Origin of the sequence: Bradyrhizobium sp. SZCCHNS3052, assembly GCF_032484495.1 — a bacterium.
GTDB lineage: Bacteria > Pseudomonadota > Alphaproteobacteria > Rhizobiales > Xanthobacteraceae > Bradyrhizobium.
In genome coordinates this window covers 178,740-197,824 of sequence record NZ_JAUETB010000012.1, presented here as the reverse complement: position 1 = coordinate 197,824, position 19,085 = coordinate 178,740, and the positions used below count along the sequence as shown (strand labels likewise).

At 63.2% G+C, this 19,085-nt stretch carries 10 protein-coding genes; 1 reads left to right on the top strand and 9 read right to left on the bottom strand.

Features of this window, described 5'->3' with window-relative positions; genetic code table 11:
- Nucleotides 1-238 precede the first annotated feature (238 nt).
- From QX073_RS28600 to QX073_RS28565, 8 genes are all read right to left on the bottom strand, one after another.
- The gene (locus QX073_RS28600) at nucleotides 239-1,174 is read right to left on the bottom strand and encodes a DUF2493 domain-containing protein (RefSeq protein WP_315718535.1); all 936 of its coding nucleotides are present in this window, start codon (nucleotides 1,172-1,174) and stop codon (nucleotides 239-241) included.
- A 340-nt stretch (nucleotides 1,175-1,514) separates the two neighbouring features.
- Nucleotides 1,515-2,567, bottom strand: coding sequence for a toprim domain-containing protein (locus QX073_RS28595; RefSeq protein WP_315718534.1), 1,053 nt, complete (start codon nucleotides 2,565-2,567; stop codon nucleotides 1,515-1,517).
- Nucleotides 2,567-6,874 carry a strawberry notch-like NTP hydrolase domain-containing protein gene (locus QX073_RS28590; protein WP_315718533.1) on the bottom strand — a complete coding sequence of 1,436 codons (4,308 nt, stop codon included), beginning with the start codon at nucleotides 6,872-6,874 and terminating at the stop codon, nucleotides 2,567-2,569. The genes QX073_RS28595 and QX073_RS28590 overlap by 1 nt, the downstream gene beginning before the upstream one ends.
- Nucleotides 6,875-7,079: 205 nt before the next feature.
- Complete coding sequence (locus tag QX073_RS28585) at nucleotides 7,080-9,203, bottom strand: ParB/RepB/Spo0J family partition protein (protein ID WP_315718532.1); 2,124 nt, start codon at nucleotides 9,201-9,203, stop codon at nucleotides 7,080-7,082.
- A 101-nt stretch (nucleotides 9,204-9,304) separates the two neighbouring features.
- Complete coding sequence (locus QX073_RS28580) at nucleotides 9,305-10,261, bottom strand: ArdC family protein (RefSeq protein ID WP_315718531.1); 957 nt, start codon at nucleotides 10,259-10,261, stop codon at nucleotides 9,305-9,307.
- 395 nt (nucleotides 10,262-10,656) lie between these two features.
- Nucleotides 10,657-12,336 (bottom strand): recombinase family protein, encoded by a 1,680-nt coding sequence (locus QX073_RS28575; RefSeq protein ID WP_315718530.1) that lies wholly within the window; start codon nucleotides 12,334-12,336, stop codon nucleotides 10,657-10,659.
- A 320-nt stretch (nucleotides 12,337-12,656) separates the two neighbouring features.
- A complete protein-coding gene (locus QX073_RS28570; RefSeq protein ID WP_315770019.1) occupies nucleotides 12,657-13,814 on the bottom strand; it encodes a hypothetical protein in 1,158 nt (385 codons plus the stop codon).
- Between the two features lie 86 nt (nucleotides 13,815-13,900).
- Nucleotides 13,901-16,951 (bottom strand): DEAD/DEAH box helicase, encoded by a 3,051-nt coding sequence (locus QX073_RS28565; RefSeq protein WP_316226732.1) that lies wholly within the window; start codon nucleotides 16,949-16,951, stop codon nucleotides 13,901-13,903.
- Between the two features lie 947 nt (nucleotides 16,952-17,898).
- Between QX073_RS28565 and QX073_RS28560 the strand changes: the two genes are divergently transcribed.
- On the top strand, nucleotides 17,899-18,156 hold the full coding sequence (locus QX073_RS28560; protein ID WP_316200617.1) for a hypothetical protein: 258 nt from the start codon (nucleotides 17,899-17,901) through the stop codon (nucleotides 18,154-18,156).
- 257 nt (nucleotides 18,157-18,413) lie between these two features.
- Here the strand turns inward: QX073_RS28560 and QX073_RS28555 are convergent, their stop codons facing one another.
- Nucleotides 18,414-18,842 (bottom strand): hypothetical protein, encoded by a 429-nt coding sequence (locus QX073_RS28555; protein ID WP_316200616.1) that lies wholly within the window; start codon nucleotides 18,840-18,842, stop codon nucleotides 18,414-18,416.
- Nucleotides 18,843-19,085: the final 243 nt, after the last annotated feature.

Here is a 19,085-nt window from a genome sequence, read left to right as displayed (position 1 = left end):
CCATTTGCAGGTTGCGGGACCGTCGCCAAACACGAGAGCTGTTCGGGGATATTCCGGTCGAGAGGTAGCGCTGCCGATTGCAGGCATCGTCGCGGCGGTCAGCGACCACCATGCACCCTGCGCCACCAGGTCCGACGCATTCAAGCAGACATACATGTCGATGCCGAGCGCAGGAGTCGCTTGGGATGTCGCCGCAGCCGCTTGGACGAACGCAAAGGACCTGCACAGTTGACGGCGCTCACGCGCCGCCTTGCCCGAAGGTCCAGACGGGAATGCCGAGGCGGCGAGCCTTGTCAGCGAGATTGCCTTGGATCCCGGAGCCCGGGAAGACCATGGCGCCGATCGGCAGCGTCGCCAGCATGGCGTCATTGCGCTTGAAGGGGGCGGCCTTATTGTGTCTTGTCCAATCGGGCTTGAACGCGATCTGCGGAACCTTGCGGTTCGATGCCCATTTGCTGGCGATCAGCTCGGCCCCCTTCGGCGAGCCGCCATGCAGGAGGACCATGTCGGGATGCTTGGCATGGACCTTGTCTAGACGATCCCAGATGAGTGCGACGTCATTGAAGTCCGGTCCGCCGGTCAGCGCGATCTTGGGGCCTGGCGGCAGCATGACCTCCGTCTCAGCCCGATGCTTGGCGGCAAGGAAATCGCGGGAGTCGATCATGGCCGCCGTCAGCGTGCGATGGCTGACCTGCGATCCCGAGCGAGGCCGCCACGGCGATCGCGTATGGAGCTCGAAGGCCTCGGCGGCCAGATCGCGGAACAGCTCCATGGCGTTGCGACGCTCGACCAGTGACAGTCCTTCCGACGTCAGGCGCTCGAGCTCGACCGAGCGCACCTCGGAGCCGTTCTGCTCGCGCTGACTCGAGCGCTGCGCCTGCTCGTTGTCGTCGAGCTCGCGCTCGACGCGCATCGTGGCACGGTGGAACAGGTTGACCGTTGACCACAAGAGCTCCTTCAGCTCAGGCTCGAGGCGCGTCTCCGAGAGCGTCGCGACCAGGGCGTCGAAGATATCGGCGACCGCGCCGGCGATGACCCTGCCTTCAGGGAGCGGCCGAGGATCAGGCTCATCGTCGAAGGGGCGGTAGCCGTACAGCTGGAGTTCGGTCAGGGTGTTGTCGGTGCTCGACTGCGTATCGTGCGGCTCACGCATCTCGTCTTGCCGGTCGGACATGGGAATCTCGTCTATGTTCAGTGACCGCGTCGATCGCGGCCTTCCATGGCGATCTCCAAGACGGCGGGAGGACCGGACCAGAACCCGCTGATCCCCTCGAGCAGCGGGCCGGAGCGACAGCGGAGGATGGCGGTGTGCGCGGCTATTTTGCCTCGCGATGCAAAGGCCCGCCTGCGGGCCGGCGGAAAATAGCCACGCACCGCCATTGCCGGACCGGACCGCCTGCCGTCCGATCGCCTCTCAGAAGGCCCCGCCGCGGCTCTCTGACGCCCTGACGAGATCCTCTTGTCCCGACAATGTGCGGCGAGCGCCGAACGACTCTCCAGCGTCGAGCCGACGTTTAGGTCGCAGCCGCGCTCACGAAGCGCTCGGCATCTTCGGGCAGCAGCTGATGACGCAAGACGTCCAGGAGCTTGGCTGTCCCTAAAACGCGTAGGTCTTCGTTGAAGTCGTCCAGGTGAGGGCATAATGCGATCGCCTCGATACCGGCGTCCAGCGCGCGTGTCGTCAACGTCTCTGCCGCGGCGATACCAGCAGCATCAGCATCGACAGCGACATAGATCCGGCGCAGCGTGGCCGGCCACAGCAGATTCGCCAGATGGTTGGCCGAGAGCGCAGCAGCAACCGGCAAGGTCGGCAGCACCGTCCGCAACGACAGCATGGTCTCGATGCCCTCGCCGGCCGCAAGCACGTGCTTGGCGGTCCCGAAGCGCACGGCATGCCCAAGCAGATCGCCCATCGCCCGCCGCGGCGTGTCGATTGGCGCCTTGCCAAGCCGGCGATCGTCGAAGCCATCGGGATCCAGCCAGGTGCGATGAACCCCGGTGATGCGCCCCTCGAGGTCCGTCACAGCGGCAATCAGCGCGGGCCACGTCTCGACATCGGTGGCATCGTCCGGCCGATAGTAGCAACGTGGATGAAAACGTAGACCATCAGTGCCTGCGCGCGGGTCGATACCGCGATGAGCAAGATAGGCCTCGCCGCGCGTTCCAGACAGCGGCTGCCCCATCGCAAACAGCCGGCGAGCCGCTCGGGCGGAGTCGCGGGGGCGCACGTCATTCACAGCACCGACTGGAAGCTTGCGTTCCCAGTCCGGCAGCTTCAGAAAGCGGCGCGCCTCCCCGGCAACCTCGTGAAAGCTGCTCAGGCCACAAACCGAGCCGATGACGTCGAGCAGATCGCCATGCTCCCCGGTCGCAGCATCCGTCCATTTGCCCGCCGGCCCCTTCGACGAGGCGTGCAATCGCACGAACAATGATCGGCCCGGCGTGTTGTTGACATCACCGACCAACCAGTAGCGTCCCTGACGTCTGCCGTTGGACAGATAGTGACGGCACACCGCCTCGGCCTCACGCGCAAGGCGGCGCGCCAGTTCAGACGCGTCGTCTGACATCACGACAGCTCCCGCCCGCGGACCTCAGCAATTGGAAACCGCTCCAGAACGCTGGCTAGGATCGCCGGGCCGCTTGCATCGGTCGGCACGAACATCCGCAGCCTCCACGAGATGATCTCGCTGAACAGCCCGCAGGCCCTTAGACAATCCCGTAAGCCCGCAGGGAAGCCCAAGAGCTCGATCCGGTTGGCGCCCATGACGCGCACCCTCCGCAGCTGCAAGCCCTCATGAAGATCGAGTACGTAGCCGTCACGCAGCACGGATGTGAACACGTCATCGGGAACGAGCGAAGGTCGCTCGGTCGACACTGCGGTGACCCAACTGAGTGGCACCTTGCGGCCGATGATGCGCTCGCCCGCGTCGGTCTGGAGCCGGTAGACCCGCGTGGATTCCTGAGGGAGGCGTTTCCAGATCGGCAGCAGAAGCCCTGTGACGAGGTAGATCGTGGTGGTCGTGGACTCCGGAATGGATGCGAGTTCCGCACTCCAGCCGGCCTTGAACTGCTCGCGGTCTGCCTCGGCCCAATCATGCTCGGCCAGCCTGGCGAGCGGCAGAGTCTGGCGTCGCATCGGTCCGATCAGATGGACGCGCTGCTCGATCTCGCCATCGTCGAGCAACCAGCTCGGCGCCGGCACCTGGATCGCCGCTCGCCCCGAGCGGACATGGGTCACGGGAACAGCGCGGCGTTGCAACAGCCGCTCCAAGGCCTCGTTCAGCGGCATCGGCCGGTTGCGGTCACGCTGGGCGATGGTGACGAGATGCGTCTCGGCACCTGTTGCCGGATGGGTGTTGATGGTGCGCCGCTCCATGACGACGAAGCTTTCTGCACGCAGCGTCTCCAGACCGGCATCGAAAGTCCCGGATGCGACCGCGCCCTCGATCCGCGCCGCGAGCAACTGCTCGAACACCGTGAACAGGATGTTCTGCAGCTCGATGGTCAGCGCCAGCAGCCGGTTCAGGAATGTCGTGATCGGCGGCAGCTGGTCGCGAAGGCCGTTCTCGTCCGTGAGCTTCAATCCCGTGGCCTGCTCGAACCGCTGCAGCGAGCAGCTCCCCAATTGCCCACGGGCGAGCAGCCCATAGAACTGACGCAGGGCATCGCGGGCGTGCGGGCCTTCGAGATTGTCCTCCGGCCGGAACAGTCCCTGTCCGCCGGTCTGGCGCTGGCCACGGGTGATCGCGCCCAACGTGTCGAGCCGGCGCGCGATCGTCGACAGGAAGCGCTTCTCGGCTTTCACGTCGGTGGCGATAGGGCGAAAGAGCGGTGGCTGCGCCTGGTTGGTGCGATTGGTCCGGCCAAGCCCCTGGATCGCGGCATCCGCCTTCCAGCCTGGCTCCAGTAGATAATGCACCCGCAGCCGCTTGTTCGTCGCCGAGAGCTCGGCGTGGTAGCTGCGGCCTGTGCCGCCGGCATCCGAGAACACCAGGATGCGCTTCCTATCATCCATGAACGCTGCGGCCTCAGCGAGGTTGGCAGATGTCGCCCTCGTCTCGACCACCATCCGATCGCGGACGCGGACGATCCGTCTCGACCTGCCCGTGACCTCAGCGACCATGTCCGTGCTGAAGCGCTGAACGATCTGGTCGAGCGCACCCGGCACCGGGGCGAGCGAAGCGAGATGTTCGATCATCTGATCGCGGCGAGCGACCGCTTCGCGGCTCTCGACCGGCCGGCCATCGCGAGTGACCGGACGCGACAACAGATTTCCCTCGCGATCGGTGAACGGCTCGTAGAGCTGGACCGGGAAGGAATGGGCGAGATAATCGAGGACATATTCGCGCGGCGTGATGTCGACCTGGACGTCGCCCCACTCCTCGGTCGGGATCTCGGCCAGCCGGCGCTCCATCAGGGCTTCACCTGTGGAGACGATCTGGACGACCGCGGCGTGGCCAGCATCGAGATCGCGCTTGATCGCCTGAATCAGCGTCGGCGTCTTCATCGAAGTCAGGAGGTGCCCGAAGAAGCGCTGCTTGGCCGACTCAAAGGCCGAGCGCGCGGCCGATTTGGCCTGGGCGTTGAGCGTGCCGGTCGCGCCGGTGATGTTGGTCGCCTGCATCGCGGCCTCGAGGTTGTTGTGAATGACCGCGAACGCCTCGGCATAGGCATCATAGATCCTGACCTGCTCGTCCGTGAGCCGGTGCTCGAGCGGCTCGTATTCGACGCCCTCGAAGGACAGCGAGCGCGCCGCATAAAGCCCGAGGGCCTTGAGATCGCGCGCCATCACCTCCATGGCCGCGACGCCGCCCTGCTCGATCGCCGCCACGAAGTCCGCCCGCGTCGCAAACGGGAAATCCGCGCTGCCCCACAGTCCCAGCCTCTGGGCATAGGCCAGATTGTGAACGGTGGTCGCGCCTGTCGCCGAGACGTAGACGATGCGGGCATTGGGCAGCGCATGCTGCAACCGCAATCCGGCGCGGCCCTGCTGTGAAGCCGCCTGATCGCCCCGATCGCCCTTGTGGCCTGCGGCGTTCTGCATCGCATGGCTCTCGTCGAAGATGATCACGCCATCGAAATTCCGTCCCACCCAGTCGACGATCTGTCGCACGCGGGAAAGCTTCTCGGCCTTCTCGTCGGTCCGCAGCGTGGCGTAGGTCGTGAAAAGGATGGCCTCATCGAGCCGGATCGGCGCCCCCTGGCGGAAGCGCGACAGCGGCGTGACCTGAAGCCGCTCCATGCCGAGCGCTGCCCAGTCGCGCTGCGCGTCCTCGATCAGCTTGTCGGACCTGCTGATCCAGACCGCCCGGCGCCGGCCCTTCAGCCAATTGTCGAGCAGGATGCCGGCGACCTGGCGGCCTTTTCCGGCGCCCGTGCCATCACCGAGGAACCAGCCGCGCCGGAAGCGGACCGCCGTCTCCGTGTCCTCTCCGACCGCACGGACCTGGTCGAAGGTCTCGTCGACCGTCCAAAAGCCGGCGAGGAGTCCACCATGCGCTTCGCCAGCAAAGATGAGACTCTCGAGCTGCGCGCCGGACAGCACGCCTTCGGCGACGATCCTGGCCGGAAGATGCGGCCGATAGGACGGCTTGGGCGGTGCGACGGAGGCCATCGCCGCCGACTGCACGAGCTTCGTGGGATGAGGCTGCACGCCCGGAATCCGGATCGACTGCAACTGATACGTCTCATAGAGCGCGTCAGTCAGGCGAGTTCCTTCGTCGGAGACCTCATCCACGATGTCGTAGGCGAGCTCGCAGCCCTCAGGCTCACTGGACGTCGGCGATGGAGAGGAGCATGCGGGATCCAGATCCCGTCTCGAACGAATTTTTGCACGCTGCCCCACCTGAGCGACAAACCGGCCGGCCATCGGCGGCCGCGGTGGCACGAGCGCCGTGATCCAGCCGAGCAAGGTCCTGACATCAGGTGCCACCCCGGCAGATTGCGGAAACACACGAGCGTCCGGCGCTGGGCGCTTGTCGATCACGAGCATCCGTGTGGCGGTTGTCGTGCCCTGCCGCGCATAGACAGTGCCATCGATCGCCGCGGAGAACACCAGACGACCGCGCTCCTGCAGATGCACGAAGGCATCCGTCCAGGTCGGATTGTCGGGCGCAAGGCCGGCGGCCGTGATTGCGACCAGTCGCCCACCGTCTCCAAGACGTGCGAGGGCCGAAGACACATGGCGCAACGCCGTATCGGCCAGCGGACGGTCCACACTCGCGGTCGCCGAGAACGGGGGATTCATCAGAACCACGCTTGGAACGAAGGCCGCATCGAGATGATCATCGATCTGCGCGGCGTCGAAGCGGGTCACGGTCAGACCCGCGAACACCAGATCGAGCAAGGCTGCGCGACTTGCAGCGAGCTCATTGAGCAGAAGCGAGCCGCCAGCAAGCTCCGCAAAGACGGCCAGGATTCCTGTCCCCGCCGATGGCTCGAGCACCCGATCGGCCGAGGTCACTTGCGCCGCCGCGGCCGCAGCGAACGCCAATGGCAGCGGGGTCGAGAACTGCTGAAGACTCTGGCTCTCGAGTGAGCGCCTGGTGTGGCTCGGCAGTAGGGCCGCGACCTTTGCGACCATCGGCAGCATGGCCGGGGGAGTGCCTTTGCTGGCCTTGATCATCGCTGGACCGTGCTTGACGAGGAATAGGACAGAGGCGATCTCACAGGCGTCGTAGGCCGTCTTCCAATCCCAGCTTCCATCGGCGTCACTGGCGCCAAACGCGGTCTGCATGGCCAGGCGCAGGCACCTGGCATCGATCCGCTCGCCACGGGTAAGGTTTGGCAGCAGCAGCTCGGCTGCACGAAGGACGGCCTTGGCGCGCGCAAGCAGCGCGAAGGGCGCCGCAGGTGAGCTCGTCTCGGTGATCATGTCGAGGAACCTTCAAGGAGAGCGGAACACGGAAGAGCACCGCCGAACGCTCTCTCCGGTCCGGCGGACTCAATCGCGCTGCTCCGCCTCTCTCACTCTCGAGCTGCTCGACGCGACAGTGACCTCCATGAAAAAAGCCCGGCCGATCTGACCGGGCTTGCACTTCGGTTTCTTCAGGTTGGGATCGGCCGCGAAGGCAAGCTGATCATTCCGCGGCAACTATCTCCTCCACGTCGTCAGCGCCTTCCGTCGCCTCCTCATCCTCACTGAGGAACGCCGGCAGGCTAGCGGAATCGACGCCATCGACCGCCTGCGTTACCTCGGCATCCGCGCCACGCAGCGGCTCGGGCAACCAGCGACTGCCTTCAAGCAACCGCTCGGCTTCACGCGCCATGTCCGGCTTCCTCAGATGCTCGATGAGCTGCGCCGACGCTTCGCCCTTCGCTTCTCGCACGGCCCGCAGGATGCGGTGCTTGGTGACGCGACCGAGATAGGTGTCGACGGTGGGCTTCCAGCCGGCGCTGATCATGTCGAGCCCGACGGCGCGCGACAGATGGTCGGCCTGTTCGAGGCGCCCGCGGACGCCATGGGCGGACAGGCGGCCTTGATGCAGGCGGTTGGCCGGCTCAAAGATCGCGTTCACCGCCTGCGCGGCGCAATGGGCGAACAGCTCTGCCTGGGCCGCTCCGTCCATCGTCGTCAACGCTGCCCAGAGGTCCTTGCCGTTGGCCGGCAGCTTCGCCTTCCAGGCCGCGTGACGCGCGACGATCGCCTTTGCCGGAGCGCTGTCCTGCAGGCCCGGTGGCTGCGCCGGGAAGCTCGGGGTGCGCAGCGAGATCTCCAGGCAGTTGAGGACTGACCCGTAGGGATAGAAGGCCGCGAGCACGAAGGTGTGCAGCACCGCCTGGAAGGCGATGGATGGCTCTCGGCCGAGTGCCTCACGAAGGGCGAGCGTGCGATACGCCGAGAGCTCGCTGATCAACCGGTCGGGCAGCGGCCGCTCGACATCCTCCGCGTCGGCGGGCGCTTCCTGCTCGCCGTGACCGATGACGATTCTCGCCGCCGGCACCCCGCCCTCCATATCCGGAATGGCGGTCGCAGTGTCCCTGTCGTGACCAGCTTCGGTCTCCGGCTCATCTTCCGACACCACGGCCTCATCCTCGGGTCGGACGAAACCGCGGGCGACGCGCAGTCGGCCTTCCGAGTCGATGCTGACGAACGCGCCAGCGCGCGCCATCTCGGCTGCATCGAAGATCATCGGCCGTTCGTCAAAGGACTGCAGCGCCGCCTCGATCTCACCGAGACGCTGATCGACATCCTCAGGCAGTTCATCGGCCTGACCGTGTTCGGCCTCGAGCCTGGCCTGCTCAGTCCGCAGCGCTTCCATGGTCGCCCGCTCGTCGGCGGTGAGCTCTGCCGGCTGCCCGTGAAGCTCGCGCAAGCCATGAGTATGCCCGAAAGGGAAGTCCACGGCGGCCGCGATCCACTTCCAGCCCTCAAGGCCAATCCGCTCCGCCTCCGCCTTCAGCTTCTCCGCCACGAGCCGGTCCAACAGCGCGACATCGTGGAGCCAGCCGCCATCGTCGGCCTCGAACAGATCCCGCAGCACAGCGCCACCGGCCATCTCGTAGGCAGCCAGCCCTATGAACTGGACCCTGCGGTCGAACGCCCGAACCGTCTGCTCGGTGAGTTGCCGCCGGATCTGGTAGGGCGAATCGCCGCCGGAACGGCTGACCTTGTCCCAGACCTCCTGTTGGCGTGCATGATCCGACGTCACCGAAAACGCCATCAGCTGCTCCAGGGTCATGCCGTCGGCGGCATACACGTCCAGAAGCGCCGGCGAGACCGCGGCCAGCCGCAGCCGCTGCTTGACGACCGCAACGGTCACGAAGTGCCGCGCCGCGATCTCCTCCTCTCCCATGCCGCCGTCACGCAGGGCCTGGAACGCCTGAAATTGATCCAGGGGATGCAGACCGACACGCTGGTCGTTCTCGGCGAGCGAGTCGTCCAGGGCGGAACCGGAATCGCGCACCACGCAAGGCACAGCTTGCGTTTTCGCCATCCGCTTCTGCTTGACGAGGAGTTCGAGGGCACGGTAGCGGCGGCCGCCCGCCGGCACCTCGAACATCCCGGTCTCCTTGCCGTCAGCATCGAGGACGGCCCGAACGTTGAGGCTTTGCAGCAGCGTCCGCTCGGCGATGCTCTCCGCCAACTGTTCGATGGAAACGCCGTCCTTGACGCGGCGTACGTTGGATTGGCTCAGCACCAGCTTGTTGAAGGGGATGTCACGCGACGGCGACAGCGTGATCTTCTGGGCGGCTTTGGTCATCTCTTGGTTCTCCGCGAAGGGTAGCCCGGAGCCTCTCTCTCAGGCCTTCACCCCTCGCAGAGCACCTCTCGCCCTCTTCCTCTCCTCCTCGTTGAGCAAGCTCAGGCAGCGGTGCAATCCGGTCCGATCGCCTCAGTGCCGCCAGCCGCACCAGGTGCGAAGCCGAGGAGATAGTCGGCCACGCGGCTTGCCTGGCTCGCCGCCCGGACGATAGCGCGATTGTCCTCGCGCAGGACATCGAGCCAGAAGCCGATATAGTCCGCGTGGCGCAGGGTCGGCACGATGCCAAGCGCCGCGCAGCTGAAGGCGGATGCTATCTCGGCGATCAACTCCTCGAAGGCGTATTCGCGGCTGCCGAACCGCCCCGACAAATCACGCTTGAGCCGGGAGGCATGACCGCTGGCATGCGCGAGCTCATGCAAGGCTGTGCGGTGCCAGTTGATCGGCTCGAAGAACGCCGCAGGCGGCGGGACCTGCACGAAGTCCTCGACCGGAGCATAGAAAGCCCGGTCACCGCCAATCCGGAAGTCGACGCCACTGTTCTTAATCAACGACTCCACGGCGGGCTGGATAGCACCGGCCGGCGCCGGCGGTGCCGTGGTCGCGATATCGTCCGGCAGAGCCGAGCATTGGTCGGTGTTGAAGACAGTAAAGCGCTTCAGAAACGGAACGGCGTGCGCCTCATCGCCGGTTTCGCGCGCACGCCGCCGTTCGTCGGATGGGACGAAGCGATCGGCATAGACGACCGTGACACCGCGTTCGCCCTTGCGGACATGGCCGCCTAGAGACAAAGCCTGTCGAAACGTCAGCCAGCTCTGGCCGCGAAACCCGCGCTCGATCACCGCTCCCCAAAGTATCAGAACGTTGATCCCTGAGTACGATCGCCCGGTCGCGGCATTACCGGGCAAGGCAAGCTGAGCTTTCGCAGCTTGCCTTCCCCATGGCTGGATCCAGGGCACGCGGCCGGCCTCCAGCTCGCTGATGATGTTGCTCGTGATCTCCTCATAGAGGCTCGCCCGGCCCTCACCGGCATGCGCTCCAACTCTCCGTTCCTGCATCGCGGATCTCCGCGACGGGCGCGGCAAAACTCTCTCGCCGCTTCCAACCCGTCACGGCCAACTCGGCCTGCACTCTTCCTCTAGGAGAGCCATGAGCGCACCAACCGTCTACCGGGCAGTCCGCATTCGCTTTGCTCCGGAGGAGGCGGCCCGCGCGGGTTCGGAGCAGATCGCCTCACCTGGGCAGCCGTAACCGTCGAACCGATTTCGCCTAAACGGAATTTTGCCTTGCGCCGTCGGGCAAATCAGTGGTTAATAAGGTGCTGGCTCAACTCGGGAGACAGTGATGGCCGAACAATCAGATCCGGCATCCGACCTTGTTCAAATCTCCAAAATGAACGGCGATTTCCGACGCAACTACGGACCGTTCCTTGGAGCGTATCTCTACTTGCGCTCTATCGAAGCCGTGCGCCAGCGCCCTTGTCGGCGGATCGGGATGTTTTCACTGATCGGGACCGCTGTCGCTGCATTGTTCGCACGACACGCCTGTCCTTGGTAAGCAGGCGGACCAGCGCCCGGGTAAGTTCACTTTCCGTCTTGAAGTAGGCGACGCCATGGTCGGCACGCCCATTCTCACGGAATCTGATCATGTTGCTGTCGTTCGGAACCGTTGGCATCAGGACGTAGTCGAGAATGGCCCTATTATGTTCATCTAGCCGGATTGCTACGATCCACCCGACCGGTAGACGCCGACACGAGACCGTCCAAAAGGGAGAAAATCCCGGCCGCGCTCCAGCCGTCCAGTAAGCCACCCGAAAATAGATCTGCCACTTCTTGTCAACAATCAGATGCTGCTCGGGAACACCGACGTTGATCCAACGGCTTTTCACGCTGTGAAGGTTTGCGCTGCATCCTTCTTTTTCCATCCTTTGGCAAAGGCGTACGGCGAGAGCTGAGAGTGGCTCAACCCACTCCTGACGGATGTCCATGTACTCACAGCGTCGCTGCGACTGATATCCAATCAGCCTGTAGGCATTTCGCAAAGTCCCGAAATGATCAACAAAGGTTCGGGCGGACGGGAGCTCGGCCGTTGCGTTGATGATCGTCGGGGTGAGACGCCCCTCCTTCTTCAATGTCTTCTTCAGACGGAGCAGCATCTCCTCTTCACTGATGTCGACGCGCCTCTCTTTCATGATTTTCTGAACAGCAAGAAAGACGTCATTCGCAACGATAGGTTCAAAGCAACGTTCAGCACGGACCCATAGGTTCGGGGGATTGTTGATACGCTCACCGCCCAGCTTGCTTGACTGCCGGTTATAGACCAGATTGCCGACGTAACTTTCGTTTCGCAGCATGCGGCTGATCGTGGGAGCTCTCCAGGGCTTCCCTCGGCACCATACCCGGTTGCGATTGAATTCCTTTGCGATGGCCTTCTCGGACTTCACCTGAAGGAACCGAGCGAAGATCCGCCTCACAATGGCGACCTCGTGTGCATCGCCAGGCCGCAGACGAATATGATCGGTCTGAAGATATTTCCGTTCTCCCTTTCCCATGATCCTCTTCGGCTGAAGGCGCTCGTCGACCAGAACGCGTTCAAGGCCGTAGCCAATGGGCCCGCCGGGCAAAAATCCAAGTCCAACAAAGCGGCAAATACCCGTATGCACCTTGACCGACAGTTCACGGCTGTATTCGGCGGCCATGACCCTTTTGAGGTTCTTGACGATGTTAGAGAGCATGCTGCCATCGTTGTCGAACTGCTCGGCGCAATAGTTGACACTGATCCCGGCTTGCTTGCAGATAAACTCGTAGTGTGCAGCTTCGTCGGCGTCCTGGAACCGCCCCCACCGGCTGATGTCGTAGACGAGGATGTGGTTGAACTCGGCGCGTCCATTGCTGACATCCTCGATCAGCTTGGCAAGTCCCGGCCTGTTCTTGATTTTGAGACCGCTCTCACCATGGTCAGCATAGGTCTTGACGATCGCAAGTCCATGGGCATGCGCGTAAGCCGCGATCGCTGCAGCCTGATTTTGGATTGAGTACCGCTGATAGTCCGTGGACATGCGGACATATTGCGCTGCGCGCCCATCGAGGGATCGGGGGAGGTGGGTCTCACGGACGACGAGTGCGTTTGACACTGATCACGCCTCCGACGGGTTGTCCAAACAAGCAGACGCCAATTCCGCGCCGCTGACAAGTCTGCGTGCCCGTCGTGAGAATACGCCCCTCGGTATGGCCGCCGGTTGTCGCCATGTCCCGTGACCTCGAAGAATGCACGGTCCTTCTACAGCAGTTGCTCCCTGCCATCGCTCGTCTCGGTCAATCAGACCGAGACCTAGATCGCTGAGGTGATCGTAAACTTGACCGACGGAGGCCGCTTCCGCGTGTTGGCGGAATGCCCCCCGACATGCCGTCTCGAGCACGAGGTCGGCTTTGCGGCGCCCAAGCGCGAGGCTTGTCATCCCAGCTCGGCAAGCTCGTTGGATGGGTAGATTTGTTCCTCCATCCATTTCAAGGCCGCTATCAAGCTGGCTCTGCCCGCAGGGTCCTGTACGATCGTCCTCAATGAAATTGACGGGTATTTCGAGAGATCAGCTTCGCGAAGGTCCGCCCCCTTGATTGCGTTGAAACGCTCCAGCAGCTTGCGTCGAGCATCCATCGATCCGAATATCGGCTTGTTCTCGAGGGCCCCAAATTGGAGCCATAGCTTTCCGTCCGACGACAGATATGTTGGATTGATCAGCACCCCGCCTGGTTTGAATACCGGATAGACCGAGCCATTCTCCTTTCCTGTCCCAAAGACGAGGGGACGTTTGCCTCCCTTGGCCATCCATGCAAAGATTTCCCTCGCAACATCCAGCTCATCGGGCCCGACGGTCCGGGACAGCTTCTCGAACAAGGTTTGTTCATTCCACCTCGTCACGCCCCCCAGACGTTTTCGGGTCATGGCCTGGTTCTGTCCGTAGATCGTTGGTACGATCGTCTTTAGATCCTTGTTGACGAACTGACGCAGCTCGACCGCCAGCACTTCCACAGGATTCATCTGTCTGTTGAGGAATTCCACGACACGGCGCAATTCGACGGGTATCACGTCGGCAAGGAAAATGAGCCGAATCTTTTCAGCTTGAAGATTTGTGCCGACCCGTTCCCAGAATTCGTTGATACTGGCCTCGGTGCCGAGCAGCTCTCGAAGCGCAGCCTCCGACGTAAGGCCCTGCTCCAGGCAGGTCTTGTCCAGAGAGGATTGCAGCCCCTCTACTGACCAGTAAGATGCACAGCTGGCCGCGTAGTCCAGCATTTGACCAATGAACTCCCGCCGGAGACGGCTATCGCTCTGCCGCTTAATCTCCACCAAGGTCAGGATGCCATCCTGGTCGATGAACACGTGGTCGATCGACCATAGAGACGCGCTCGCCTCCCCCGTCGAGATCGGCTGCTCACGCTTTACGAGGAGCCATCGCCTTGGGCTCTGCGGATCGATCTGATCGCCAACAAGCAACTCCGGAAATCGAGCCAGCAAGCGCTGGAAGTCGTCTTCGGTCGCAAACTGGCCTGGTTCCATCGCGACCAGAGCGTCCTCCCCCTTCAGCAAGAAGACCCCAGAAAGCCCAGTCATGTTTTCCCCTCAGATAGTTTCTTCTTGGAATCCGCAGGGCGCCTTGTCTATCAGGTAACGCCACAAATGGACTCGCGTATCATCCGCTATTCGTCCAGGAGGTCCAGAAACCGTTCGATCCTTCGTAAGGGAGGCTCGCCGCCGCGCTCGGCATAGATGAGCCGATTGCCATCACGCTGCAGCAGGCGTGAGCACGATTTTCCAATCCGCCCCGGAAGCAGCATGGCCGCAATCGCCTCTGGCCCGACATCGAGACGCATGATCCCGCGCTCCCTGCAATTCACCCTGAGCCTGGCCACAGCGAAAAAGTCGCAGGCCGCCGGTGGCAGAGTGCCGAAGCGGCGTTGCGTTTCGTCCTCGAGTTCTTCGAGTTCGTCATCCGTTCGGCACCGCGCGGCGCGCGCGTAGATCTCGAGCCTGAGCGCCTCCGACTGCACATAATCCGACGGAAGCAGCTCGGCGATGGGGAGGTTCAGCTCCGGAACCCAAAGAGCGGACATCCCTTCGCGGTCGCCCTCGAGCGCCAGGGTCAGCAGATGGCCATAGAGTGTCGGGCCGAACACCTGCACGTGGCCGGACTGCCGATCCGACAGCATGTCGCCGCCGCCGCGCAGGTCGAGATCACGCGCGCTGATCGCAAAGCCGGCACCCGGGCGGTTCAGCTCCTCGAGAACGGACAGCCGCTTCTCCGACCGGTCGGAACCGCCCGCCGTAAGGAAATGCGCGAACGCGCGAATGCCGCCCCGCCCTACCCGACCGCGGAGCTGATGCAGCTGCGCCAGGCCAAATTTTTCAGGCCAGCATACGACGATGGTGTTGGCCCGCGGGATATCGAGACCGCTTTCGACGATATTGGTCGCGAGCAAGACGTCCGCATTGCCTTCGACGAATTTCATCAGCCTTTCGTCGATCTCGTCTGTAGGCAACCTGCCGTGAATCGCAATGATCCGAAGCTCGGGCGCCGACGCGTGGATCCGGGCCAGCATCGGATCCAGATCCTGAATCCTCGGGCAGATCACGAAACTCTGGCCGTTGCGTCGCTGCTCGCGCACCAGGGCAGCGGCGATCCCAATGTCGGAAAGCGGCGCAACCTTGGTCACGACCGGAACACGATGAACCGGCGGCGTCGCAATCACGCTGAGATCCCGCAGGCCGGTCAAGCCCGCGGCGAGCGTGCGTGGGATGGGCGTCGCGCTCATCCAGAGCCTATGACCGTTCTTGTTGAGACCGGACAGCATGGCCTTGTCAGCCGCACCGAAATGCTGCTCTTCGTCGATGATGATCAGGCCAAGATCGGCAAACTTGATCTCCTTGGCGGCCAGCGACAGTGTCCCGACGACGACTTTGAGCTCACCGCTCTTCAATCCTTCGCGCACCTTGCGCGCCTCGGCCGTCGACGCAATCCGTGACAGGTTTCCGACGTCGATGCCGAGCGTCGCAAAGCGTTTGCGGAACGTCTCGACATGCTGTCGCGCCAACACCGTGGTCGGAACGACGATTGCAACCTGCTTTCCCGCCAGGACGGCAGCCGCAGCGGCGCGCAACGCGACCTCGGTCTTGCCGAAGCCGACATCGCCGCAGACGATGCGGTCCATCGGGTGCCCCGACGCGAGATCATCGAGAACGTCGCGGATGGCCTTGGCCTGGTCCGGGGTGGTGAAATACGGAAACCGCGCGACGAATTTCTCATAGCTCGCAGGCCGCGGCACAAGCTTCGGGGCCGGCCGCCGCCGGCGCTGGCTCATCTGCTTTGCGACCTCCTTGGCGACGACATGGATCTCGGTCTCGGCCGCGGCGCGCCGCGGCCGCCATGAGCTGCCATCGGCCTTGTCGAGAGAGGTGTCGCCGAGCTCAGCCGCGTAGGGCCAGATCAAGGCCAACTCCGCAAGAGGCACCAGAATGGCATCATTCTCGGCAAACACCAGCCGAGCCATCTCACGAGCAGAGACTCCGGCACTGCCCATCGACCGCAATCCGCCAAGCCGGGCCAGTCCACGTTGCAGATGAACGACCACCGATCCAAGCTCGGGCAGGTCCACGGCTTCGAAGCCAGGCGTCCAGGCCCAATTCGTGGGCTGCGGCTGATGCGCCCTGCTGCCGAAAACGTCGGACGCGGTGATGACGACAATTGGTTTCCGCCCGGGAATGACAAAGCCGGCGTCGAAGCCGGCCAGCAACGCCGTTTCTCTCCGGCCCCTGGCGGTTGCCTGCGCCCAATCAGCGGCGCATTCGGCTTTGACCCCGCTCATCGCGGCCATCAGCCGCAGATCCGCCTCGACCGCAGCAGCAAACACGAGACGCGCGTCGCGACGCTGGGCTTCCTCGACAAAAGCGCGCAGCGTCTTTCGGGGCGCGGCTTCCTTGAAGAACTCCGGCGTTGCTCGGTATGGCGCTGTCGTCGACAGCAGAGCGATGCTCTTCGCCGCTTGGTCCCATTCGCGACGGCTCACATACGCACGATCACGCTCAGCGCGGGAAGCCGCGTCCTCGATCGTGCTCAGCCATGTGTCCGCGTGCTTGGGGACCTCCGCATCGGCAATCCACTTGGCTCGCGTGCAGTAATCGAACAGAGTGGCTTTGTTCCGAGCTCGTTCCTTGAACGCAAGCCGCTCGGACATCGGATCGATCTGAAGCTGCTTGAGCTCGGAGATCACCTCCTGATTCAACGGATTGAAGGCGGCAATCCGCCGTATCCTGCCCCCGGAATGCTCGACCCTGAACGGGCCGCGCGCGCCGGCAGGAAAGATCTCGAACGTGTTTCCGTGAAACAGCACCCCGCCGGGATAGTCCGGGCTGTCATCCAGGTCATATCCGAGCGCACCAAAGCGCGATTCGAACTGCCGTTCAGAATAGGCGTCGCCGACCCGCAGCAGCATGCCGATCCCCGACCAGTCCGCCGGCAGCGGAAGGCGCTCCATCAGCGCCTCCACGGTCGTGATCAGCAGGATCGGCCTCTTTGCGCGCGCAAGACGCCTCAACACAGAACTTCGCCTGCCGGCGATGTCACGGGACGGCTCGAGCAGATCGAATGGCAAGGTGTCCAGTCGTGGATAAACGAGCACATCACACGCCGGCTCGAGAACCAGAATGATGGACGCTAACCGCTCGGCTCTGCGCTCGTTCTCGGCGAGAAACACGAGGCCGCTTCGACCAGCCCCTTGCCACCGTTCTACGAGGTGCAGTGCCAAAAGTCCCAGTGGCGATGCGGAGGATACGGCAAGCCTCGCAGCCGCTGCCTTTTTAGGCGCACCCAAGATCTTCTTGCGTGGAGACGGCTTCTTCGGTGCGGGGGTGGATTTTGGTGCAGTCGTCTTCCGCTGCACAGAGCTGCGGGGAACACGAAGGACTGAAGGCAAAGATTTCGGCTCGCGTATCACTGAGGGCGCCGGGAGAAGAGCCCAGCCATCTGACGACACCTAGCGGATTCGGGTCAACAAGGCACCCAAGATCTGCAATTTACTGCGGTTGCAGAATCAATCGCGCCAGCCGAATCGTCCACATCGTGGTCGAACACCTGATCGACGAGACTGAACCGTTCAACAGCGTCGGCGAAAAAAGAGACCTTTGTCCCAGCCTCAGGTCGCGACGACGAAGCGCATCTCCGCGGCGGACCAGATCTGCGTGATGTCCCAAGAAATTCAGAGACATTTATCCCGAACCGGCAAAATGATGCGCTGAGTGTAAGGGCGCGTAGTTTCCCTCAATCATGTCCCAGCTAGCGCAAGTTCGGCCCTTGCTCACTGATAACTAGCCAGCTCGCACGTTATGAACAATGAGACCGCAGCGGAGCGAAGGCAGAGAACGCACCCGCAGGCGGGGCAGCATTGCGGCCACCGCGTCAGCGGTGGCCCCGGGGCCGAGTGCAGTCGTGAGACCGGTTAAGAAGGCACCCGCGCTTGGGCAGTGATAGCGGTGCAGCGAAAGCGGCAGCCCCGAACGCGAGTGCCTCCGGCGATCGACCCCATAAATCCGTTACACGGCCATGTGCTCCGTCTTTCCCGCCCACAACACCACTACTGACAAACCGCGAATCATACCGTAAAGGTAGCTTTTATTATCTGCACAGACTCGCGGTTGTCTCGACATGGACATGCTTTATCCAGCTGAGCACATGATTTTTTCTCACGGAATCCTGGGTTCGCGTCCCGGCGCGCTCACCACGCTGGAAATATCGCAACCTTGGGTAAGCGGCCGCGACGATAAGCCGGATGACTATATCCCTCCTAGGCGCCAAACCATCGGAGAGATCTGCCCGCGGTGCGGCGCCGTGCTCACGATGGAGCGCCTCTACACCTGCTCCGACAAGGACTGCCCGTATCCCGATTTTCCCGGGCGGGAGTAATCGCCGCGATCCCGAGGGGCGCACTCACATGCAGTTTTGTGAAGCGCCCATTGTTGGTGCACCTCACCGGCGAAGGCTACCGTATTCACACATCGATGCTGAATAAGGGAAAGGCGTCTGATTCCGTGGCGTCTTGTTGCGGAGCAGGATAGCATTGAGCTCGGCTGGGACGGTTTGACGAGCGTCGCGTGGAATAGGGGCGCCTTTCTTCTGGGCGCCTCGTTGCGTTTGGGAGGCGGAGGTTGCGGGTGCGCCGGTTAGGCGGCACGCGGGCCGGAAAGGTTCGCCTGACGCCGCTTCTGCGCAAAGAGGCGGTCAGCAGCGCTGAGATGCTGACGGAGGTAGCCGCAGGGACGGCCGAACGTTGCCCGGGCCGTCATGTTCTGGCGCTCCAGGACACGACTGGGCTGCGCTCGCACGGCGGTCGGGGTGAATATCTGCACGCTGTCATGTCTCTGGATGAGAAGGATGGAACGATCCTTGGGGTGATAGATGGCATCTTCCTGGATCGCCAAACCAGCGGGCGGCCCGTCTGCGCCGATTGAGGAGAAGGAGAGCTTCCGGTGGCTGGCAGGTACCGGTCGGTTCGCCTCCGTCTGCCCCGGCGCAGCTTCGATCATGTTGACTGCCGATCGTGAGAGAGCGACATTTTTAAAGCGTTTTCCTTCCGTCCGGAAGGTGTCCAACTGCTGGTCCGTCGAGGCACAGGTGAACACGCGTCGCGATCTGGCAGTCAGCCCGTTTTCGACCTGTCCGGTTGAAACTCGCTTCTACGAAATTGTATCCGAAACACGCACTGAGGCTCTGGAGCCCTTCCATCGACACGCTGCGGCATCCTAACTGCCTTGAGCGAAGGTCCCCTCCTGCGAGTCCAGAGCAGCCAAGCTTGCAGGGTCGCCTCAGCCAACTGCCAGCCGGGCGATCGAAGC